The 19317-nt window shown below is 67.5% G+C and carries 21 protein-coding genes; 4 read left to right on the top strand and 17 right to left on the bottom strand.

Features of this window, described 5'->3' with window-relative positions; genetic code table 11:
• Nucleotides 1-15: 15 nt before the first annotated feature.
• The 6 genes from GH266_RS17015 to GH266_RS16990 form a co-directional block, all read right to left on the bottom strand.
• Complete coding sequence (locus GH266_RS17015; protein ID WP_158194888.1) at nucleotides 16-1338, bottom strand: CpaE/TadZ family protein; 1323 nt, start codon at nucleotides 1336-1338, stop codon at nucleotides 16-18.
• Nucleotides 1339-1356: 18 nt separating this feature from the next.
• On the bottom strand, nucleotides 1357-2118 hold the full coding sequence (locus GH266_RS17010) for a CpaD family pilus assembly protein (RefSeq protein ID WP_158194887.1): 762 nt from the start codon (nucleotides 2116-2118) through the stop codon (nucleotides 1357-1359).
• A gap of 11 nt (nucleotides 2119-2129) precedes the next feature.
• The gene (locus GH266_RS17005) at nucleotides 2130-3539 is read right to left on the bottom strand and encodes a type II and III secretion system protein family protein (protein WP_158194886.1); all 1410 of its coding nucleotides are present in this window, start codon (nucleotides 3537-3539) and stop codon (nucleotides 2130-2132) included.
• Between the two features lie 39 nt (nucleotides 3540-3578).
• Nucleotides 3579-4355, bottom strand: a complete 777-nt coding sequence (cpaB, locus tag GH266_RS17000) for a Flp pilus assembly protein CpaB (RefSeq protein ID WP_158194885.1) — start codon at nucleotides 4353-4355, stop codon at nucleotides 3579-3581.
• Between the two features lie 205 nt (nucleotides 4356-4560).
• Nucleotides 4561-5067: an A24 family peptidase gene (locus GH266_RS16995; protein WP_158194884.1), complete on the bottom strand. Its 507-nt coding sequence runs from the start codon at nucleotides 5065-5067 to the stop codon at nucleotides 4561-4563.
• 217 nt (nucleotides 5068-5284) lie between these two features.
• On the bottom strand, nucleotides 5285-5464 hold the full coding sequence (locus tag GH266_RS16990) for a Flp family type IVb pilin (RefSeq protein WP_067339852.1): 180 nt from the start codon (nucleotides 5462-5464) through the stop codon (nucleotides 5285-5287).
• Between the two features lie 395 nt (nucleotides 5465-5859).
• Here GH266_RS16990 and GH266_RS16985 point away from each other — a divergent pair, with 395 nt between their 5' ends.
• From GH266_RS16985 to GH266_RS16975, 3 genes are read left to right on the top strand one after another with little or no spacing between them, the layout of a single operon-like run.
• On the top strand, nucleotides 5860-6339 hold the full coding sequence (locus tag GH266_RS16985) for a pilus assembly protein N-terminal domain-containing protein (RefSeq protein ID WP_158194883.1): 480 nt from the start codon (nucleotides 5860-5862) through the stop codon (nucleotides 6337-6339).
• A gap of 49 nt (nucleotides 6340-6388) precedes the next feature.
• On the top strand, nucleotides 6389-6961 hold the full coding sequence (locus GH266_RS16980) for a TadE/TadG family type IV pilus assembly protein (protein ID WP_158194882.1): 573 nt from the start codon (nucleotides 6389-6391) through the stop codon (nucleotides 6959-6961).
• 2 nt (nucleotides 6962-6963) lie between these two features.
• Nucleotides 6964-7578 carry a TadE/TadG family type IV pilus assembly protein gene (locus GH266_RS16975; protein WP_158194881.1) on the top strand — a complete coding sequence of 205 codons (615 nt, stop codon included), beginning with the start codon at nucleotides 6964-6966 and terminating at the stop codon, nucleotides 7576-7578.
• Nucleotides 7579-7585: 7 nt separating this feature from the next.
• Here the strand turns inward: GH266_RS16975 and GH266_RS16970 are convergent, their stop codons facing one another.
• Nucleotides 7586-8692 carry a phosphate/phosphite/phosphonate ABC transporter substrate-binding protein gene (locus GH266_RS16970; RefSeq protein WP_158194880.1) on the bottom strand — a complete coding sequence of 369 codons (1107 nt, stop codon included), beginning with the start codon at nucleotides 8690-8692 and terminating at the stop codon, nucleotides 7586-7588.
• Nucleotides 8693-8740: 48 nt separating this feature from the next.
• Here GH266_RS16970 and GH266_RS16965 point away from each other — a divergent pair, with 48 nt between their 5' ends.
• Entirely contained in the window at nucleotides 8741-9358 is a 618-nt protein-coding gene (locus GH266_RS16965; protein ID WP_158194879.1) for an HAD family hydrolase, read from the top strand.
• Between the two features lies 1 nt (nucleotide 9359).
• Here the strand turns inward: GH266_RS16965 and GH266_RS16960 are convergent, their stop codons facing one another.
• The 10 genes from GH266_RS16960 to deoA all read right to left on the bottom strand — a co-directional run bounded on the left by GH266_RS16960 (nucleotide 9360) and on the right by deoA (nucleotide 19315).
• Nucleotides 9360-10391: a histone deacetylase family protein gene (locus tag GH266_RS16960; protein WP_158194878.1), complete on the bottom strand. Its 1032-nt coding sequence runs from the start codon at nucleotides 10389-10391 to the stop codon at nucleotides 9360-9362.
• The gene (locus GH266_RS16955) at nucleotides 10388-11413 is read right to left on the bottom strand and encodes an aldose epimerase family protein (protein WP_158194877.1); all 1026 of its coding nucleotides are present in this window, start codon (nucleotides 11411-11413) and stop codon (nucleotides 10388-10390) included. Before GH266_RS16955 ends, GH266_RS16960 begins: the two co-directional genes overlap by 4 nt.
• Nucleotides 11414-11506: 93 nt before the next feature.
• On the bottom strand, nucleotides 11507-12019 hold the full coding sequence (locus tag GH266_RS16950) for a retropepsin-like aspartic protease family protein (protein WP_158194876.1): 513 nt from the start codon (nucleotides 12017-12019) through the stop codon (nucleotides 11507-11509).
• A 150-nt stretch (nucleotides 12020-12169) separates the two neighbouring features.
• Nucleotides 12170-13093 carry a ribokinase gene (locus tag GH266_RS16945; RefSeq protein ID WP_158194875.1) on the bottom strand — a complete coding sequence of 308 codons (924 nt, stop codon included), beginning with the start codon at nucleotides 13091-13093 and terminating at the stop codon, nucleotides 12170-12172.
• A gap of 31 nt (nucleotides 13094-13124) precedes the next feature.
• Nucleotides 13125-13889, bottom strand: a complete 765-nt coding sequence (locus GH266_RS16940) for an SDR family NAD(P)-dependent oxidoreductase (RefSeq protein WP_158194874.1) — start codon at nucleotides 13887-13889, stop codon at nucleotides 13125-13127.
• 47 nt (nucleotides 13890-13936) lie between these two features.
• The gene (gene upp / locus GH266_RS16935; RefSeq protein WP_158194873.1) at nucleotides 13937-14566 is read right to left on the bottom strand and encodes a uracil phosphoribosyltransferase; all 630 of its coding nucleotides are present in this window, start codon (nucleotides 14564-14566) and stop codon (nucleotides 13937-13939) included.
• Nucleotides 14567-14706: 140 nt separating this feature from the next.
• The gene (locus GH266_RS16930) at nucleotides 14707-15702 is read right to left on the bottom strand and encodes an adenosine deaminase (protein ID WP_158194872.1); all 996 of its coding nucleotides are present in this window, start codon (nucleotides 15700-15702) and stop codon (nucleotides 14707-14709) included.
• Nucleotides 15703-15732: 30 nt separating this feature from the next.
• Complete coding sequence (locus GH266_RS16925) at nucleotides 15733-16596, bottom strand: phytanoyl-CoA dioxygenase family protein (protein ID WP_158194871.1); 864 nt, start codon at nucleotides 16594-16596, stop codon at nucleotides 15733-15735.
• Nucleotides 16597-16687: 91 nt separating this feature from the next.
• Nucleotides 16688-17908: a phosphopentomutase gene (locus GH266_RS16920; RefSeq protein ID WP_158194870.1), complete on the bottom strand. Its 1221-nt coding sequence runs from the start codon at nucleotides 17906-17908 to the stop codon at nucleotides 16688-16690.
• A gap of 84 nt (nucleotides 17909-17992) precedes the next feature.
• On the bottom strand, nucleotides 17993-19315 hold the full coding sequence (gene deoA / locus GH266_RS16915; protein ID WP_158194869.1) for a thymidine phosphorylase: 1323 nt from the start codon (nucleotides 19313-19315) through the stop codon (nucleotides 17993-17995).
• Nucleotides 19316-19317 lie beyond the last annotated feature (2 nt).

Below are 19317 nucleotides of genomic sequence, written 5' to 3'. Positions count from 1 at the left end.
CTGCCGGGCCGCCGGTCAGCCGGCGGCCTTGCCCTTCTTCAGGAAGCGGGAGACCAGCGAGCCGAGCGCCAGGCCCTTGGGCTTCGCCACCTCGCCGCGACCGGTGACCAGCTGCGAGATCTCGCTGAAGATTTCCGACGTCGGGTGCTTTTCGTCCTGCTCGCCGATCATCTGGCCGTTGTTGGCGGCCGTGCCGAACAGCATCGGCTCGAAAGGCACCACCGCAGCGGCGGTAAGCTCGAGCGCGTCGGCGAATTCCGCCGCCTTGATCTCCGGCCGTTTCGGCACGTTGACCCGGTTCAGCACCAGGCGCGGCGGCGCATCGTTGGGGCGCAGCTGCCGCAGCGTGTCGATCATGTTCTTGGCATTGCGCAGGTTGGCGAGATCCGGCTCGGCAACGATCACCACTTCGTCGGCGGCGGCCAACATCCGGCGAACCCAGCCGGACCACACATGCGGCAGGTCCAAGACGATCGCCGGTGCGCCCTGCTTCATGATGTCGAGCAGGCCGTCGAAGCTGGTCTCGCCATGGTCGTAGGTCCGCTCCAGCGAGGCCGGTGCGGCAAGGAGGCTGAGACGGTCGGCGCATTTCGACAGCAAGCGGTCGAGCATGGTCTCGTCGAGCCGCTCAGGCGAGGAGACCGCCTCGAACACGCCCTGCAGCGGGTCCTGGTTGAAGTCGAGACCGGCCGTGCCGAAGGCAAGGTCGAGGTCGGCCAGCACCACGTCGCTCTCGTAGACGCGGGCGATCGACCAGGCGACATTGTGCGCCACGGTGGACGAGCCGACGCCGCCCTTGGCGCCGACGAAGGCAATGGTCCGCCCCAGCGGCTCGGCGTCGGGATTGACGTAGAGCTCGCCGATGGCAGCGATCAGCTGGAACAGGTTGATCGGCGCGACGAGGTAATCGCTGATGCCGCGATGGATCAGGTCGCGATAGAGCTTCACGTCGTTGACGTGGCCGATGATCATCACCTTGGTGCCGGCATCGCAGACTTCCGCCAGCTGCTCCAGCCCCTGGATCAGCCTGGAGGATTCCACGCGGGTCTCCAGCAGGATCAGGTTCGGCGTCGGCGCCGAGCCGTAGAAGTCGACGGCCGCGGCGAGCCCGCCCTTGTGCACCTTCACATGGGCCTTGGCCATGCGCCGGTCCTGGGCCGCGCTCTCGATCATCCGGGCAACGTCTTCGCTTTCGCAAAAGGCCTGGATCGCGATGCGCGGCACCGCCTTGATGTCCAGCGTATCGGCAGGCGCGGCGATGGCGTGGTGGTCGCCCATCGCAGGCTCATGCGGATACCCGTCCTCGTCGAGCGGACTGTCGTAAGCGAGGGTGTTCATCCGTCCAGCTCCTCCGGATCAGTTCGTTGCGTCGGAAACGCGCGAACCGTCGCCTTCCTTGTAGTCGGTCGCCGTCTGCTCGCCGGCGCGATACTTGCCGTAGACCGTGGCGCGACGGAGCTGATCGGCCGGCGTCGAGGCGCGCGGGTAGAGCAGGTCCGTCGGATTGTCGACCATGGCGGCAAGGTTGGACTGCGCGGCGCAGCCGAAATTGTAGTACTGCGTGTTGTTGAGATGCGGGTTGTGGCGCATCCCGTCGCCGCCGCCCGTGATGTTGTCGGGCCACTGGCCGCAGGGACCGGCCTTGGCCTGCAGCCCCGAATAGGCCAGGCGCACCGGCGCAGAAATGCCGGGATCCTGGACCGGGTAGCCGCGGGTGGCGAGACGCTTGGGCGAGACGCCGCCCTGCACCAGCGCCTTGCGGATCTGAGGCAGCACCGCGTGAACGGCGGCCTCGTTATAGGCGCCCGACGGCACGATGATCTCCATCGCGCCGCCGCCGCGCGAGCGGGCCTCGGCGGCAAAGCTGGAGATGACGGCAGAGAGCTGCGGCGACAGGCGGCGCATGTCGCTGCCGACCGGCAGGTCGAGCGTCTTCACCCCTTCGCTCACCACGATCGGATGGCGCAGGCGGTAATCGTTGGTGGCCAGCGCCTCGACCGTGGGCTGCTGGGTCTGGCAGCCGGCCGCCAGCAGCGCGGCGAGGACGGCAAGGGTCGGCGTGAGCGCGCGGACCCGGGTTGCGGAAGCGACGAGGCGCTTTGCGGATGCAGACTGCATGGGACCGGTCCTCACTCGTAGATATAGCCGACCTGACCGTGGTAGGCGCCCTGTCCAGGATCGCCGGATACCCGGTACATGCGGTTGAGACGGTTCAGGAAAATCGTTTCGCCATCGGTCGCCGGCGCCAGGTTGCGGGTCGGCTCGACAAGCTCCGAGCGGGCCGTCGGCCTGACGGTGTAGGGCGTCACGAAGACGGCGAGTTCGGTCTCCTGGCGCAGGAAGTCGCGGCTCTTGAACAGGGCGCCGAGGATCGGCACCTGCATCAGGCCGGGAACGCCGTTGAGGTCCTGCTTGTAGGATTCCTTCAGCAGGCCGGCCATGACCAGCGTGCCGCCGGAGGGCAGCTCGACGGTGGACTCGGCCCGGCGCACCTTGAGCGCGGGAATGACCAGAGAGCCGATCGAGACGGCGCCCTCCTGGGTGATCTCGCTGACCTCGGTCTTGATGCGCAGGGAAATGCGCCCCCCGCTCAGGACCACCGGCGTGAAGTCGAGACCGACGCCGAATTTCTTGAACTGGACCGTGAGCTTGTTGTTGTCCTCGGCGATCGGGATCGGGAACTCGCCGCCGGCCAGGAAGCTGGCATTCTCGCCGGAAATCGCGGTCAGCGTCGGCTCGGCCAGGGTGCGGATCACGCCGTCGCGCTGCAGCGCCTGCAGGTCCGCGTTGAGCTTGGTGCCGCCATCAAGGAACCCGCCGCCGACACTCGGGCGGCCGATGATGTTCGAGTTGACCGAATAGCCGGGGGAGCTGTTGAAGCTGGCGCTGTAATTGCCGATGCCGATTGTGCCGGACAGGTTGACGCCGAGCTGCTTGATGATCGAGCGCTCGACCTCGGCCACAGTCACCTTCAGATGGACCTGATCCTTGCCGCTCACCGAGACCATGTTGAGGACCGGCAGGGCGTTGCCCTCGACCTTCGAGAAACGCGCCGCAAGGTCGGCGGCCTGCTGGGCTTCGACGGTGCTGGAGGCGGTGCCGCTCAGGACGATATTGCCGTTGACCGACTCGGCCGTGATGTCGGCGCCCGGAAGGGCGCGGCGGATCATCATGTTGAGATCGGTCGTGTCGTTCTCGACGGCCAGATCGAAGCTGGCGATCTGGTTGCCGGCGCGGCCGAACAGGAAGAGGCTCGCCTGGCCGGCCTTGTTGCCGAGAATGAAGACCCGGCGCGAGGAGCGCACCACGGCGTCGGCCACCTCCGGGTTGGAGACGATGACGTCGCTCACTTCCTCGCCGAGGTTGATCACCACGGAGCGGCCGAGCCCGACCTTGAGCAGCCGTCCGGCCACCCGTTCGCCGGCCTGGATGGTGACCGCCTTTGGATAGCCGTCGGCACGGGCTGCATCCATCCCGGCCAGGCCGGTCAGGACAAGGCAGATCGCCGTGCCGATCCGGAAGAAACGTTGAGCCAACATCCGAGTACTCCTTGCCGTCATCACCGCGCCCGCTCCCGCTTACCGCTGGGTCCGGGCCTGGCTGGCAACGCCGAACTTCACAAAATTCACACCGCCGCCGACGAGGCCGGGATCGGCGTCGTCCGCAGAATCCTGGGCCGAACGCAGGACAAGGGCGATCGTGCCGAGCTGCGAGGCCTGCGCGACGACCTCGGCCTCGGCCGGCTCGAGCTCGAGCGTGGCGGTCTGTCCAGGCGGCAGCGCCTTCTCGTCCCGCTCGCCGGCCGTGGTGGTGTCGATGGCCAGCACCCGCACGTTCTGCAGGATCGTCTCGCTGGTGAAGGAATTGCCGGACCGGCCTGACGACTGGCGCGTCAGGATCACGTCGACCTTGTCGCCGGGCAGGATGAAGCCGCCGGCAGCGGTGAGCGCCTCGACCGAGACGGCGATGGCCCGCTTGCCCTTGGGCAGGATGGTCGACATGAAGCCGCGATCGCTGCTGATCAGGCGCTCTTCGCGCACCGGTTCGCCCTGATAGACGGGCGCCTTGGCGATACGGCCGGCGATCTCGGTGATGGCATCGGGCCGCTGGGAGCGCAGGACCGCCGTTGCTGGCGCCAGGTCGCGAGGCCAGCTCGTCCAGGACAGGTCGCCCGCCGAGAGCTGCTCGCCAAGGGCAATGTCCTTGGCCACGGTGAGGACCTCGTCCTTCTCCACCGTCTCGGTCACCACCGTCGGAGCGGCCGGCGGCTCGGGATTGGTGCTCATCACCATCCGCGCCACCAGTACGCCGGCGGCGAGTGAAATGCCCAGAATGGCGAAACGTGCGATCTTCATTGCCAATACCCGCATGGATCGTAGCGGACCGGACGCGGATGCGCCTTCGGTCATCGTGCGACTACTGTGGCGGGCAAATGGTCAAGACATGGTTAATCAGACGTGATCAATGTTGCTGAACGTATGCTTAATGTTTTGCAAAATGAAATCGGCCGATTTGCTGCGTTCAGGAATCGTTAATATTTGAAACGGCTCGGCGCGCCCGTCACACCAGCAGGCTGAACCAGGCGGAATGCGGATAGACGTGAAGTGCGGCGATGGCCAGCGTCACGCCATAGGGAATGCCGCGGTTGGTATCGTGCAGGCGCAAAAGCCACTCGGTGCGCCCGGCGATACCGGGCAGCAGCACGATCCGGCGGAAGCCGACGATAAGCAGCGTCAGAGCCGCTCCATAGATGCCGGCAAGGGCGAGGAACTGCAGGAAATCCTGCGACATGCCGAACCACAGCGCCAGAGCGGTGATGAGCTTGGCATCGCCCCCGCCCATCCAGCCGAAGCCGAAGAAGACGAGGCAGGCGGCAAGCGCCAGACCGGCGGCAAGCAGGTGCCAGCCGATATCCGCAAGGCCGATGCCGGCGAAGGGCGCGATAATCGCGAACCCGGCAATCAGCATCAGCGAGACGCTGTTGGGGATCTTCATCGTGAACAGGTCGGACGCCGCGGCAAAGGCCACCAGGCAGGGAAACACGACCATGATCGCAGCTTCGAACATTCCACCGCTCCCTCGATTGCCGGGTCTTTCGGCTTTCGCATCATGTCGCCGCAACGCTTAAGCGCCGGTTGACGCGCCGGCGCCCGGCCCCCTCTTTCAAAAAGCGCGGTTCCAGGACCGGGAACGAAAACGGGCGGCCAAGGCCGCCCGCATCGATGGCATTCCTCCGTGTCCCGGCAACACCTGCCGGGACCCGAGGTGCCGTGCCTTGCCGTGCTTACTGCGTGGCGGCGGCGTTCAGCTCGGTCGACACGCGGGTGAACATCGCGGTGATCGAGTCGCCGGCCAGGCCGACCGCGGTGATGATGGCGACGCCGATCAGGCCGGCGATCAGGCCGTATTCGATGGCGGTCGCACCGGACTCATCCTTGGCGAAACGAGCGAGAAACTTCTGCATGGTTGGCTCCTACACTTCACTTGTTTGTCTGCACCACCTCGTCGACCTTGTTGTTATTTCGGTCGCTCGAAGATGTTGCCACTATAGGAACCACACCTTGCCACAAGGTTAAATTCATCGCCGCCGCCGGACAAGTTCGCACCGAGCAACCTTATAGTTAATTCTTCAAAAATACATTCTCCTGCATTTTAACCAAACACGTCCTGCCATCTCCCCCGCCACCCTGCCGCAAAGGACGGCAGCCTGCCGAAGTCACCGCCCCCTGCAGGGCGGGCGGGCGAAAGCGCCGGACATTAACGATGCTCGCAGAACGCTTCGGACCGGACTGGGCGTTAGCCCTTCCTTCACCAATATCCTTCATTCTCACGTAGGAATTTTCGCTGAGGAGCTTGCCCATGTCGCATTTTCGCGAGGCTTTTTTTGCGTCGATCACGGCTGCGGCCCTGCTGGCCGCCTTTGCCGTGGCGGGCGCACATGCCCAGGAGAGCGGCGTCCACGTGATGACCGACCGGGCCAAGGTCTTCCGCATCGACGCGCCCGCCGACACCGTCATCGTCGGCAACCCGGCGATCGCCGACGTCACCATGTACGACCGCCAGACGGTGGTGGTGACCGGCAAGCTCTACGGCACGACCAACCTCGTGATCCTCGACCGCAACGGCGAGCCGATCATCGACGAGGTGATCACGGTTTCCTCCGCCGCCGGCGACACGGTCACGGTGCAGCGCAAGGGAGAGCGCTACAGCTATTCCTGCGCACCCAATTGCGAGCCGGTGATGCGCGTGGGCGACGGCGATGCCGGCTACGAACTGCTGAGCAAGCAGTCCAACCAGCGCAACGACATGTCCGAAAAGGCCGCGGGCGTTTCCAACTGACCCACGATGAACCGGCCGTAACTGCCTCCCGACAACGAGTATTTGCCAGATGCTGAGAGATCGCCTCCTCCCTCGCTTCGCTCGCCTGCGCCCGCTGCGCGCAGTGGTGCGGGACCGCGAAGGCACGACGGCGATCGAATTCGCCTTCGTGGCGATCCCGTTCTTCATGCTTCTGCTCGGGGTGATCGAGATCGGTCTGGCTTTCTTCGCCAACCAGGTGCTCAGCAACGCAACCATGGACGCGGCGCGGATGATCCGCACCGGCCAGGCCCATGCCCAGGGCTTCGATGCCGACAAGTTCAAGGAGGCGATGCTGGAGCGTCTTGCCGGCTTCCCCATCAGTTCGGACCGGCTGACCCTCGACGTCGAGCGGATCGACGACTTCTCCTCCTTCACGCCCAAGCCGCTCATCCAGGACGGCGAACTGGTCGCCGACACCGGCTACAACCATGGCGAGGCCGGCCAGATCATCGTGGTGCGGGCCCTTTATCGCTGGCCGATGCTGTCGTCGATGATGAAGACCGCCTATGGCGATCTGAGTTCCGGCGACCGCCTGCTGGTCGCCACCGCGGTGTTCCGCAACGAGCCCTTCCCCTGGACCACGCAGCAGGCGAGCAAGTGACCATGAGCAGCCCCAAGCGGCAAGAGCGGCAACAGGAACCGCAGCGCATCGTCCGGAAGGCCGCAGCGCGGATCGCAAGCGGCCTGATGCGGGACCGGCGCGGCGTCGCAGCGGTCGAGTTCGCGCTGGTTCTGCCCTTCATGCTGGCTCTGTTCCTCGGCGTGACCGAATTGAACTCGGCACTCACCCTCGACCGCAAGGTCAGCCAGGCCGCCAGTTCCATCGCCGACCTGGTGGCTCAGGCCGACAAGCTCAAGTCCTCCGAGGTCAACGACCTGCTGAAGCTGTCACGCGCCGTGCTCGACCCGTATCCGGAAGCCCCTCTGAAAGTGGTCGTCGCCAGCGTGTGGATGAAGGAAGTGAACCAGCCGCGCGTCGTGTGGAGCCGGGCGATGAACACCGCCCAGTGGGGCGCCAACTCCGCCCCTCCGATCGATCTTCCGGAAGAATTGACCCGGCAGAAGGACACCTATCTGATCGTCGCCCGTGCCGAATACGAGCATCGGCCCACCTTCGCGGCGGTGCTGAAGGATGTGTTCAACAGCGCCACGATCACGCTCAGCGACACCTACTACATGCGCCCGCGCGTCAGCACGAGCGTCGAGTGCTGCAACTGATCCCCCGCTAGTCGCCGCCGCCGAGCGGCCGGAGACGGCCGCGCGACACGCCCGCCTCCGGCGGAAATGCGGCCAGCACGGGCGCATAATCCTGCGCGCCCACGGCAACGAAGCCGTCATCCGAGACCGCCTCCGCCGCACCTTGCCCGGTCATGACCTCCAAGAGCAGGTTGCGGATCTCCCGCGGCACGTCCTGCCGGACCACATGCGGGGCACCGGCAATGGCCCCGGACGCCCAGACGACCTTCAGCCCGGCAATCTCGGCCCCCCTCTCCGCCAGATCCCGCAAGGTGCCGCGCGAGTAGCCGGCCGCGGCCTCTCCCTGCAGCGACGACCAGGCGAAGGCGACGTCGGCATCGCCCCGGACGAGCGCAAGTGCGGCCGCCAGCGGATCGTCATGGGCAATGAGCGAGGCGGCCTTCTGCTCCAGATCCATGCCTGCGTCCGCAATCCCGGCAAGCTGGACGAGGCGGCTTCCGACCGCATCGCGCGGGCCGGTGGCGATGCGCCGTCCGGCCATATCCGCAGGCGCTTCGATCGCCTCGCCGGCCCGAGCCAGCGCGATGGCATGCCACCCCGCCTCGCCGTCCGGCGGGCGCGGGGCGACCAGCGGCTCCAGGCAGCTGCACTCGCCTTGCGCCGCCGCATAGGCGGAGGCCGACAGCGGCGCGTAGTGGACTTCGCCCCCGACCAGCGCCCGCTGCAGCTGCGACAGGTCGCGATAGGCGATCAGCAGGACCGGAATGCGCAGACCCTCCTCCAGCAGTTCGCGGAACGGGGCCGCGCGGCCGAAGTCGCCGGCCGCCGGGTCCATGACGATGCCGACGCGAAGCTCCGCCATCAGGGCGAGGCGCTCGGGATCGAAGGGCGTTTCGGGCCCGGACTGTCCGGCATCGTCGTCGACAGGACCGACCTCCTCCTGCCAGGGCAGGAAGGCGGGATCGTCCGGCTGCTGCAGCATGTCCCCCTGGGCCAGTAGCCGCCCGCCGGATACGCCGAGCATCAATTCGGCCAGCAGCAGGACAGCCAGGGCGCGCGAAAAGACGCGGGACAGGCGCTGCCCCCCGCCGATTGCCTCTTGCCCCGAACCGTATCGCCGCGCCAGTCTCCTCATTCCGCCAGTGTGTGCCAGGGCCGCAGCGCCCGCAATCCGGGAGCTTCGATGACACGCCGTCCCGATACCGTGGTCTTCGACATCGGCAACGTCCTCATCCAGTGGGATCCGCGCCTTCTTTATCGCAGCATCTTCGAGACCGAGGCCGACGCCGACCGGTTTCTCGCCGAGGTGCTGCCGCCGGAGTGGAACCTGGAGCAGGACCGGGGCCGCAGCTTTGCCGAGGGCATCGCCGAGGCTCTCGCCCGGCGGCCCGACCACCGGGAGGAGATCCTCGCCTGGGACACGCGCTGGCATGAAATGGTACCGGGCGAAGTGCCGGGCAGCGTCGCGATCCTCACCGCACTGAAGACGGCGGGCGTGCCGCTCTATGCGATCACCAATTTCTCGTCCGAGAAGTTCGCCGAATGCGAGCGCCGCTTCCCCTTTCTTGCCGACAGCTTCATCGATGTGGTCGTGTCCGCGCATGAACGGCTGGTGAAGCCGGACCCGCGCATCTACCACGTGCTGTTCTCGCGCAACGACCTGGCGCCAGAGACCACCGTGTTCATCGACGACAGCCCGGCCAATGTCGAGGCGGCGAAGTCCGTGGGCATGCATGCCATCCACTTCACCGATGCTCCGGCGCTGAAGGCCGCGTTGACGGACCACGGCTTCCCGCTTTAGCTCAGCCGGCCTCGAAGCCGGACAGAACGTTGACGCAGTTGGTGCCGAGCGCATCGACCGCATAGCCGCCTTCCATGACGAAGAGGGTCGGAAGGCCGGCCGCGGCGAGCGCTGCGCCCATTCGCGTGAAGTCCTCGTGGACGAGGCGGAAGCGGGAGATCGGGTCCTTCTCGTAAGCATCGAGGCCGAGCGAGACGACCAGCGTGTCCGGCCGGAAGGCCGCGATGCGCGCGAGCGAGGCGGCAAGCGCCTGCGACCACACATCCCAGTCGGCGCCGAGCTCCAGCGGATAATTGGCGTTGAACCCCTCGCCCTTGCCCGCCCCGGTCTCTGCCGCGTGGCCGAGAAAATAGGGATATTCCTCGCGCGGGTCGGCATGGATCGACAGGAACAGCACGTCGGAGCGCTCGTAGAAGATCGACTGGGTGCCGTTGCCGTGGTGATAGTCGACATCAAGCACCGCGACGCGTTCGGCGCCGGCATCGCGCAGCCACTGCGCAGCGATGGCCGCATTGTTGAGGAAGCAATAGCCGCCATAATAGTCGGCCGCCGCGTGGTGTCCGGGCGGACGGCACAGGGCGAAGGCGGCGCGCTCGCCGCCGGCAACCAGGCGGGCGCCGGTCAGGGCGGAATTGGCGCTGGCGCGCGCGGCGGCGAAGGTGTGTTCGCCGAGCGGCGTGCCGGCGTCAAAGGAATAGCGGCCGAGCAACCCGTCGATGTGATCGGGCACCGGATCGATGTTGAGCCCGCGCACCGGCCAGACGAAGGGGAAGGCCTCGCCGCTGCGTCCGGCAGTGGTCCAGCGGTCCCAGAAGCTCTCCAGGAACGCGAGATAGCCGGCGTCATGGATGCGGGCCAGCGGATCCATCCCGAAATCGTCCGGCTCCAGCAGCTCGCCGAGACCGCGTGCGAGCACGGCCTCGCGAACCATCTCGGCACGGGAGGGGATCTCCACCGCCGGCTTCAGCATGCCGTCGGAGATCTCCTGCTTGGGGTCGTGGGCCAGCTGTCCGGCGGAAAACACGGTCTTCATGGCGTCAGGTCCTCATGCCCGATCTGGGAAAATCGATACTCTGTCACTTGCCGGTAGAGCTCGCCCGGTCGCAGGACGGCCCCGGCGAAGTGCCGGTGATTGGGACTGTCCGGCCAGCGCTGCGGCTCCAGGCAGAGGCCCGCACGCGGCCCGTAGCTGCGCCCGTCCAGTCCCGGACAGGGCACGGCAAGCTTGTAGCCGTCGTAGAACTGGAGGCCGGGCTCGCTCGTCAGCACGTCCATGGCAAGGCCGCTCTCCTGTCCGATAACGCGCGCGACGAGGCGCGGTTCGCAGGTTGGCACGGCTGACAGGCAGAAATTATGGTCATGGGCGACATCGCCCCCATGCGCATCGATCCGGCGCAGGCGGCGGAAGTCGAACGGCGTTCCCGCAACGGGGCGCACCTCGCCGGTCGGAATCGCCTCGCCGTCGACGGGCAGATAGGCATCGGCCTCGATCTGCAGCAGATGGCCGCCGATGTCGGGCGATCCGTCGAGGTTGAAATAGCTGTGGGTCGCAAGGTTCACCAGCGTCGGCCGGTCGGTCACCGCTTCCAGCACGATGCGGAGCCGGTCCCCGGCGTCCGGGATCTCGTAGCGCACGCTCGCCTCGACGCGGCCGGGATAGCCCGCATCGCCATCTTCGGAGACCAGCGCCAGCATCGCATGGGCGGGTCCGGCCTCTCGCAGCGACCACAGCCGCCGGGCAAAGCCCCTTGCGCCGCCATGAAGGTGGTTGCGACCGCCCTCGTTGCATTCGAGCTGGACGTCGCTGCCATCGAGCCGGAACCGGCCGCCGGCAATGCGATTGGCATGGCGGCCGGCGATCACGCCAAAATAGGGGGAATGGGCGAGATAGGAGGCAAGATCGGCAAAGCCGAGCACCACGCCGCGCCCGCCAACGCGCAGGTCGGTGATGGCAGCGCCCAGCGTCATGATGCTGGCCGACAGCCCGCCCCCCGCGATGGCGACGCGCTCGACAGGCGTTCCATCGGCAAGCTGGCCGAACTGACTGACGCTCATTTCAGGTGGTTCCCGCGATCCGTGGCAGGCCCGGCGCGCAACGCGCGGGCGGGAACACTATAGCGGGACGGACAGCGAAATCACCCGGCAGGGTTACTGTATCAACCGCATCGTGCCGGAGCGGATGTCGACCTTGGCAAGACGGCCGAGCACCGACATGCCGATCAGCGGCAGTTCCAGCGCGCCCTCCGGCATGACCAGCGCCTCGACATTGCTGAGGCGGATGCTTCCCAGGCGCAGCTCACGCAGGGTGACGGGGGCAGCCAGCGCGATGCCGTTGGCCGTGCGCACCTTGACGACATAGTCGGAGCGGGCCGGACGGACACCGGAAAGGGCCGCAACCTCGGACGGCAGGGCAAGCGTCGACGCGCCGGTGTCGATCAGGGAGTGCACCGGACGGCCATTGATATGGGCGCTGACCTCGTAATGGCCGTTTCGCCCGGCCTTCAGGACGAGCGTGCGCGGTCCGGACGAAGTCTCGGGCGCGGGCGCCTCCTGGCGCGCCGCTGCGACGACCGGCACCTCCTTGAGATAATCGCGCAGAAAATCGGGCGCCAAGGCCGCGGCCACGACGACGATTGCGGCGATCATCAGATAGCGTGCCATGGCTCCGCTCCCCCTACCCTCAGCCATTCAAGAACAGACGGCAAGGGTCCCACGAGACCGCTTAGCAAGGGGTGAAGGCACGCGCGGGGGATGTGAACGCGGTATCCGGGCCCTTAACAGGAAAGATAAAATTTGAAAGACCGGCGAGGCTCACGCCTCCAGCGTCTCGCAGGTCAGCGTGTCGGCGAGCTTCGCGATGACCGCCGCCTCCGGCGAGGAGGACTGCGCCCCGTTCGCCGTGCAGGCAAGAGCGCCGGCGGCGGTGCCCTCCAGCAAGGCACGGCCGATCTCCGCCCCCCGGTCGAGCGCGGCGGCAAGAGCCCCGACAAAGGCATCGCCCGCGCCGGTCGTGTCGACCACGTCGACTTCGGGCGCGGCAACCCGCCAGCGGGTCTTGCCCTTCTGGGCGATCAGCCCGCGAGCGCCCAGGGTGACGACGGCAAGGCGATCCGCGCCGGAAAGCGCCGCGCAATGGGCCTCCGGCACCGGCGTCTCGCCCGTGCCGAGTGCGGCGGCAAGTTCCGCCGCCTCCACGGAATTGGCGACGACGACGTCGACATCCGGCACCAGGCGGGCGAGCTCCGCGTCGCCGGACGGCGCGGCGTTCAGCAACACGCGCGCGCCGCACAGCCGCGCGCGGGCGATGGCATCGGCAATCGGCCGCGGGCTCAGCTCGCGCTGGAGCACCAGCAGGTCGCCCCGCGCCAGCCGGCCATCCAGCCACTCCGCCACGACGCGGGCATTGACGCCGCTGGCGCACATGATGAGGTTCTCGCCCTTGGCGTCGACGCCGATCATGGCAATGCCGGTGGTCCCGTCGAGATGGCGGACGCCGGAAAGGTCGACCCCCGCACGCTCCAGATTGGCAAGCGCGGCCTCGGCATGGGCGTCGCGGCCGACAGCACCGATCATCCGGACCCTCGCCCCTGCACGCGCTGCCGCCAGCGCCTGGTTGGCGCCCTTGCCGCCGGGAAAGATCTGGTGGTCGGGGCCGACCACCGTTTCGCCGGGCGCCGGAAGACGCGGCAGGGCAACGACGAGGTCGAGATTGATGGAGCCGAATACGGTGATCACGGTGCCTGCTCCTGCAGTTTGGCGGACGAGATCAGATCCAGCCACCGTCGACGATATAGGTCTGGTTGGTGCATGCGGCGGCCGCATCCGAGCAGAAGAACAGCACCACACGGGCGACATCCGCCGGCACCAGCTTCCGCTTGAGGCATTGCCGCTCCATGATCTCGCGCTCGCCGGCCTCGTCGAGCCACAGGGCGATCTGGCGCTCGGTCATGATCCACCCCGGAGCGATACAGTTGACGCGAATGTTGTCCGGACCAAGGTCGCGGGCGAGCGAGCGCGTCAGGCCGATCACGGCGGACTTGGCCGCTGTGTAGCCGGCCATGCCGCCCTGCCCGATCATCCAGGAGATCGACCCCATGTTGACGATGGCACCGCCGCCGAGCGCGCGCATGTCGCCCACCACCGCCTGGGTGCAGAAGAACTGGTGCTTGAGGTTCACCGCCATGCGGCTGTCCCAGTATTCGGGCGTCACCTCTTCCAGCCGGTGACGCTCGTCATGGGCGGCGTTGTTGACCAGGATAGAGACGGAGCCGAGCGCTTCGCGCAGCTCGGCGATTGCCGCACGGGTCGCCTCGATATCCGTGAGATCGGCACGGGCGAAGCGGACCTTCGCCCCCTTGCCTTCCAGTTCCGCAACGAGGCGGCGGGAGGGCTCCTCACTGAGGTCGATGAAACCGACCAAGGCCCCTTGCGCGGCAAACCGGCGAACGATCTCGGCACCGATGCCGCCGCCGCCGCCGGTGACCAATACGGTTCTGCCCTTCAGGTCCGGATAGATCGCCTCGGCTGTCATGTCGCTCCTCCCGGTCTTCACGGCGACGGCGTCGCAGGGATACGGCGTTACTTCGTGCCGTACATGCGGTCGCCGGCATCGCCGAGACCGGGCACGATATAGCCCTTCTCGTTCAGCCGCTCGTCGATGGCAGCGGTGAAGATCGGCACATCCGGATGGGCGGCGTTGAACTTGGCGATGCCTTCGGGCGCGGCCAGCAGGCACAGGAAACGCAGCTGGGTGGCGCCGCGTTCCTTCAGCCGCTGGACGGCAGCAATCGCCGAGTTGGCGGTGGCCAGCATCGGGTCGACGACGATCACGAGACGCTCGGCGAGATCTTCCGGCGCCTTGAAATAGTATTCGACGGGCTGCAGCGTCTTGGGATCACGGTAGAGGCCGATATGGGCGACGCGGGCGGCCGGGACCAGCTCCAGCATGCCCTCCAGCAGTCCGTTGCCGGCGCGCAGAACCGAGGCGAAGACCAGCTTCTTGCCCTCGATGACCGGCGCGGACATGGTCTGCAGCGGCGTTTCGATCTCGACGGTGGTGATCGGCAGGTCGCGGGTCACCTCATAGGTGAGCAGCACGGAAATTTCCCGCAGGAGCCTGCGAAAACCCTGGGTCGAGGTCTCCTTCATCCGCATGTGCGTCAGCTTGTGCTGCACCATCGGGTGATCGACTACGGTTGCTCCGGTCATCTCGCGCCTCTCCGCTCGCTCTGTCTGGAGGCCGACGCCTCCCGAAGCCCCAACCGGCTTCCTTCCTGTCATAGATCAACCGGCGAACAAGCGGAACAGGCGCAGCACGACCTCGCCCTCCCGTCCACCGACTTCCCCTCTCAGACCCCGCCGCCGCGCAGCGCCGCATGATCCGACAGGCGGACGACCAGCCGCCGCCGCGTGTCCTCGTCGCAGAAGGCGGCGGCGATGGCATTGCGGGTGATCGCCAGCAGCTCGTCCTCCGGCCAGCCGAAGGTCTCGGCACAGCTGCGATATTCATGACCGAGCGTCGTGCCGAAGAAGGGCGGATCGTCGGAATTGAGCGTGATGCGGCAACCGGCGCGGCGCAGCAGGTTCACTGGATGAAAGCGCAGGTTGGAGTAGAACCCGAGCGCCAGATTGGAGCCGGGGCAGACTTCCAGCACGATGCCTTCTTCCGCGATCCGCTCGACGACGGCCCGGTCCTCGATGGCCCGCACGCCGTGGCCGATGCGCCGCACGCGCAGGAAGTCGAGCGCAGCCGTGACGCTTTCGGGGCCGCAAACCTCGCCCGCATGGGCAGTCAGGCCGAGCCCCGCCTCTCCGGCGGTGCGAAAGGCGCGGGCAAAGTTCGCCGGATGACCCTCGCGCTCGTCGCCGGCAAGGCCGAAGCCGGTGACCAGCGGATGCGGCGCAGCGATGACCTGCGCCACCACCTGCTCGACCGCGCGGGCCCCGAAATGGCGCACGCCGATGGCGATCATCCGCGCCTCGATGCCGGTGTCGGCGCGTGCCTGCTCGATGCCGGCGGCAAGGCCGGCGACATAGTCGCGATAGGACAGACCGGCGCCGGCGGCGTGATCGGGCGAGATCGTCAGTTCGGCATAGATCGCCCCCTCCGCCGCCAGCATGCGCAGATAGGTTCCGGAGAGCAGCGCGTAGTCCTCCGGCGTGCGGAACACCCGGCTCGCCCTGTCATAGGCCGCGAGGAATTCGGAGAAGTCGTTCCAGAGGTAGCGGCCGCGCTCGTCGAAGAGGCCTTCGACGTCCTGGCCGTGGCGTTTGGCAAGGCGCTGCACGAGATCGGCCGGCGCCGCCCCCTCGATATGCACATGCAGTTCCGCCTTGGGAAGCATTGCCCGCGTGCTGGCGCTTGCCGGCATGCGTCAGAACCCGCGCATCGGGTTTTCCGGTGCGCGCACCAGCCAGTTGTCGGGCGACCAGCGGGCGGTCCCGTCGACCAGATGCAACGCATAGGCATGGCGCGAGCGCGGCGAGCGGTTCGGCGCCGAGCGATGCGGCACCAGACCGTGCAGCACCACCAGCGTCCCCTTGGGGGCGACCAGCGGCACGTCGCCGGCAAGTGGCGTGTCGTCCAGCGGCTCCATCACCAGCGCCTCGCCGTCATAGTGGAAGCGCTGGCGCAGGGGCGCCAGATGCCCGCCCGGCCCGCCGAGCAGGCCGCCATTGGTCTCGTCGGCGTCTTCCAGCGCGAACCAGAATCCGGTGCAGGACAGCGGCTCGGTGTGCAGGAAGGTGGAATCCTGGTGGCAGTTGACCTCGCCGCCGATCTCCGGCGGCTTGAAGATATACATGGACTGGGCCAGCAGCGGCGCGGTAAGGCCGAGGCTCTCCGCCGTGCGGGCAAGCCGGTGATCGCGCGAGAAGCGCTCGAACACCGGGTCGAGGTCGTGCAGCGCGTGGCCGACCTTGTTCAGCGCCATATGCTTGTCGCGCTGCAACCGGCCGTCCTCGTCGAACGCCTCCTCCTCGAAGAAGAAGCGGATCTTGTCGCCGCTCTCGCGGAAATAGCGGTCGCGGGCATGGCTCTGGGCACCGGTTTCGAAGACGGAGGCATGCTCGTGCGGATCGAAGGCGTCGATCAACTCGGACATGCGGGCCTTCAGCGCGTCGCAGTCCGCCGCCGACTTGTAGCCGGTCAGCACCAGGAAGCCGTCCTGGGCATAGGCCTCCTGCATCTCCGGCGTCAGAACTCCGTCCCGCGGTGCGGAAAAGGACCGTGCGATCATGCGCGTCTCCGTTGGGGATACCGTTCGTGCGGATCGATGCCGCACAGTCTAGCGGGAGGACCGGACGGGCTCCAGTTCGGCGAGCCCGATATCAGAGGAAGGAGGTGCCGTGCCGCCCCGGCGCCAGCCCCAGATGGGCCGCGATGGTCTCGCCGATATCGGCGAACGTGTCGCGAATGCCGATTTCCTTCGGCGCGCTCCCCTTGAGAAGGCCGATCACCGGCACCCGCTCGCGGGTGTGGTCGGTGCCGCGCCAGGTCGGATCGCAGCCGTGATCGGCGGTGAGAATCAGCAGGTCGCCCGGCCGCAGTCGCTCCAGCAGTTCCGGCAACCGGCGGTCCAGCGCCTCGAGCGCAGCTGCATAGCCAGGCACGTCGCGGCGATGGCCGTAAAGGCTGTCGAAATCGATATAGTTGGCGAAGATCAGATCGCCCTCGCCGGCCTTGTCCATCGCCTCCAGCGTGCGGTCGAACAGGGCATCGTTGCCAGCCGCCTTCAGCACCTCCGATACGCCCTGATGGGCGAAGATGTCGGAGATCTTGCCGATGGTCAGCGTCCGGCGCCCTGCGGCAACGGCACGGTCGAGCAGGGTCGGCTCCGGCGGCAGCACCGAATAGTCGCGCCGGTTGGCGGTGCGCTCGAACCCGGAGACGGCATCGCCGATGAAGGGCCGCGCGATCACCCGGCCGATATTGTAGGGATCGACCAGACGGCGAACGGTCTCGCAGAGACGATAGAGCCGCTCCAGGCCGAAATGCTCCTCGTGCGCGGCGATCTGGAACACGGAATCGGCGCTGGTGTAGCAGATCGGCTTGCCGGTCCGCACATGCTCCTCGCCGAGCTCTGCGATGATCACCGTGCCGGAGGCGTGAGTGTCGCCGAGGATGCCGGGCAGGCCCGCCTCGCGGATGATCGCCTGCGTCAGTTCCGAAGGGAAGGTCGGCACCGTATCCGGGAAATAGCCCCAGTCGAAGGCGACCGGCACACCGGCGATCTCCCAGTGGCCGGACGGCGTGTCCTTGCCGTGCGAGGTCTCGCTCGCGGTGCCGAAGATGCCGACCAGCTCGGCGGCCCCGTCCATGCCCGCCGGCACCTTGCCGGTCGCAAGCTGCGCCGCGCGGGCAAGGCCGAGCGCGGTCATGTTGGGCAGGGCAAGCGGACCGGAGCGCAGCCCCTCGCGGTCGCCCTCGCTCCGCATGCAGGCGCTCGCGATGTGGCCGAGCGTATCGGAGCCTTCGTCGCCGAAGCGGGCGGCATCCGGCGCCCCGCCGATACCGAAACTGTCCAAGACGCACAGGATCGCGCGTGCCATGAGGTTTCCCCGTTTGTCGTTGCCGGGCGGTTGTGCCCCGCCCCATTGCAGTTCCGAAAACCCGGTTCCCGATCCGGGCCGCCGTCAGAGAGACGGCGCGATACGCTCCACGACGACGGGCCGATCCTCCACGTCGCGCGGCGAGCCGAGCCGATAGGCGGCGCGCACCGCCTCCGCCGCCCTTCGCGCCGACGCCTCGTCGGCGGCGTGGACGATGGCAAGCGGGGCGTCGCTGTCGGCGGAATGGCCGATGCCGGCAAGGTGCACCAGCCCTACCGCCGGATCGATCACGTCGCTGGCCCGGCGGCGCCCGCCGCCGAGCTCGACGACGGCAACGCCGATGGCACGCGCGTCGACGCCGACGACGGTGCCGGGCTCCTGCGGATAGACCGGCAGCTCAACCGGGGCGGACGCCAGATAGGCTTCCGCCTTTTCCACGAAGTCCGCCGGGCCGCCGAGGGCCGAAACCATCTTCGCAAAGCGCTCGGCCGCCGCACCGCTGGCGAAGGCGCCGCGCATCTTCTCCGCCCCCTCCCCGGCATCGGCGCAGATCCCGCCGAGGACGAGCGCTTCGGCGCCGAGCGCCACCGTGACGTCGAACAGACGATTGTCGACCGCCCGACCGGTCAGGAAATCGACGGCATTGCGCATCTCGACCGCGTTGCCGGCGGCGGAAGCCAGCGGCTCGTTCATGTCGGTGAGCAGCGCGCTGGTGCGGCAGCCGGCGCCATTGGCGACGGTCACGAGGCTTTCGGCGAGCGCCTTGGCCTGATCCAGCGTCGCCATGAACGCGCCAGTCCCCCATTTCACGTCGAGGACGAGGCCCTGCAGGCCGGCGGCGAGCTTCTTCGACAGGATCGAGGCAGTGATGAGGTCGAGGCTTTCGACCGTGCCCGTCACGTCGCGGATGCCATAGAAGCGCTTGTCGGCCGGCGCGAGATCCGGCGTCTGGCCGATCACCGCACAGCCGACCTCGCGCACCACCTTGCGGAACAGCGCGTTGTCGGGCTGCGTCTTGTAGCCGGGGATAGCATCGAACTTGTCGAGCGTGCCGCCGGTATGGCCAAGGCCGCGGCCGGAGATCATCGGCACGGCCGCGCCGCAGGCGGCCAGCGCGGGGGCCAGCATCAGGGAGACATTGTCGCCGACGCCGCCGGTCGAATGCTTGTCGAGGATCGGCGCGTCGATGTCGGACCAGTCGAGCACGGTGCCGCTGTCGCGCATCGCCAGCGTCAGCGCGACACGTTCGTCCAGCGACAGCCCGCGGAAGAACACGGCCATGGCAAGCGCCGCCACCTGCCCTTCCGAGACGCTGTCGTCGGTCAGCCCCTTGACGAAGAAGGCGATCTCTTCCGGGGCAAGCGTGCCGCCGTCGCGCTTCTTGCGGATCAGTTCCTGCGCCAGCATGC

Origin of the sequence: Stappia indica (assembly GCF_009789575.1) — a bacterium.
GTDB classification, from domain to species: Bacteria; Pseudomonadota; Alphaproteobacteria; order Rhizobiales; family Stappiaceae; genus Stappia; species Stappia indica_A.
The sequence above is the reverse complement of the archived record's forward strand: the minus strand, read 5'-3'. Positions and strand labels throughout refer to the sequence as shown.

Bases quoted from the DNA above. Each gene is read 5' to 3' on its own strand.
- GH266_RS17015 (WP_158194888.1), bottom strand. From the start codon at position 1,338: ATGAACACCCTCGCTTACGACAGTCCGCTCGACGAGGACGGGTATCCG.
- GH266_RS17010 (WP_158194887.1), bottom strand. From the start codon at position 2,118: ATGCAGTCTGCATCCGCAAAGCGCCTCGTCGCTTCCGCAACCCGGGTC.
- GH266_RS17005 (WP_158194886.1), bottom strand. From the start codon at position 3,539: ATGTTGGCTCAACGTTTCTTCCGGATCGGCACGGCGATCTGCCTTGTC.
- cpaB (WP_158194885.1), bottom strand. From the start codon at position 4,355: ATGAAGATCGCACGTTTCGCCATTCTGGGCATTTCACTCGCCGCCGGC.
- GH266_RS16995 (WP_158194884.1), bottom strand. From the start codon at position 5,067: ATGTTCGAAGCTGCGATCATGGTCGTGTTTCCCTGCCTGGTGGCCTTT.
- GH266_RS16990 (WP_067339852.1), bottom strand. From the start codon at position 5,464: ATGCAGAAGTTTCTCGCTCGTTTCGCCAAGGATGAGTCCGGTGCGACC.
- GH266_RS16985 (WP_158194883.1), top strand. From the start codon at position 5,860: ATGTCGCATTTTCGCGAGGCTTTTTTTGCGTCGATCACGGCTGCGGCC.
- GH266_RS16980 (WP_158194882.1), top strand. From the start codon at position 6,389: ATGCTGAGAGATCGCCTCCTCCCTCGCTTCGCTCGCCTGCGCCCGCTG.
- GH266_RS16975 (WP_158194881.1), top strand. From the start codon at position 6,964: ATGAGCAGCCCCAAGCGGCAAGAGCGGCAACAGGAACCGCAGCGCATC.
- GH266_RS16970 (WP_158194880.1), bottom strand. From the start codon at position 8,692: ATGAGGAGACTGGCGCGGCGATACGGTTCGGGGCAAGAGGCAATCGGC.
- GH266_RS16965 (WP_158194879.1), top strand. From the start codon at position 8,741: ATGACACGCCGTCCCGATACCGTGGTCTTCGACATCGGCAACGTCCTC.
- GH266_RS16960 (WP_158194878.1), bottom strand. From the start codon at position 10,391: ATGAAGACCGTGTTTTCCGCCGGACAGCTGGCCCACGACCCCAAGCAG.
- GH266_RS16955 (WP_158194877.1), bottom strand. From the start codon at position 11,413: ATGAGCGTCAGTCAGTTCGGCCAGCTTGCCGATGGAACGCCTGTCGAG.
- GH266_RS16950 (WP_158194876.1), bottom strand. From the start codon at position 12,019: ATGGCACGCTATCTGATGATCGCCGCAATCGTCGTCGTGGCCGCGGCC.
- GH266_RS16940 (WP_158194874.1), bottom strand. From the start codon at position 13,889: ATGACAGCCGAGGCGATCTATCCGGACCTGAAGGGCAGAACCGTATTG.
- upp (WP_158194873.1), bottom strand. From the start codon at position 14,566: ATGACCGGAGCAACCGTAGTCGATCACCCGATGGTGCAGCACAAGCTG.
- GH266_RS16930 (WP_158194872.1), bottom strand. From the start codon at position 15,702: ATGCTTCCCAAGGCGGAACTGCATGTGCATATCGAGGGGGCGGCGCCG.
- GH266_RS16925 (WP_158194871.1), bottom strand. From the start codon at position 16,596: ATGATCGCACGGTCCTTTTCCGCACCGCGGGACGGAGTTCTGACGCCG.
- GH266_RS16920 (WP_158194870.1), bottom strand. From the start codon at position 17,908: ATGGCACGCGCGATCCTGTGCGTCTTGGACAGTTTCGGTATCGGCGGG.
- deoA (WP_158194869.1), bottom strand. From the start codon at position 19,315: ATGCTGGCGCAGGAACTGATCCGCAAGAAGCGCGACGGCGGCACGCTT.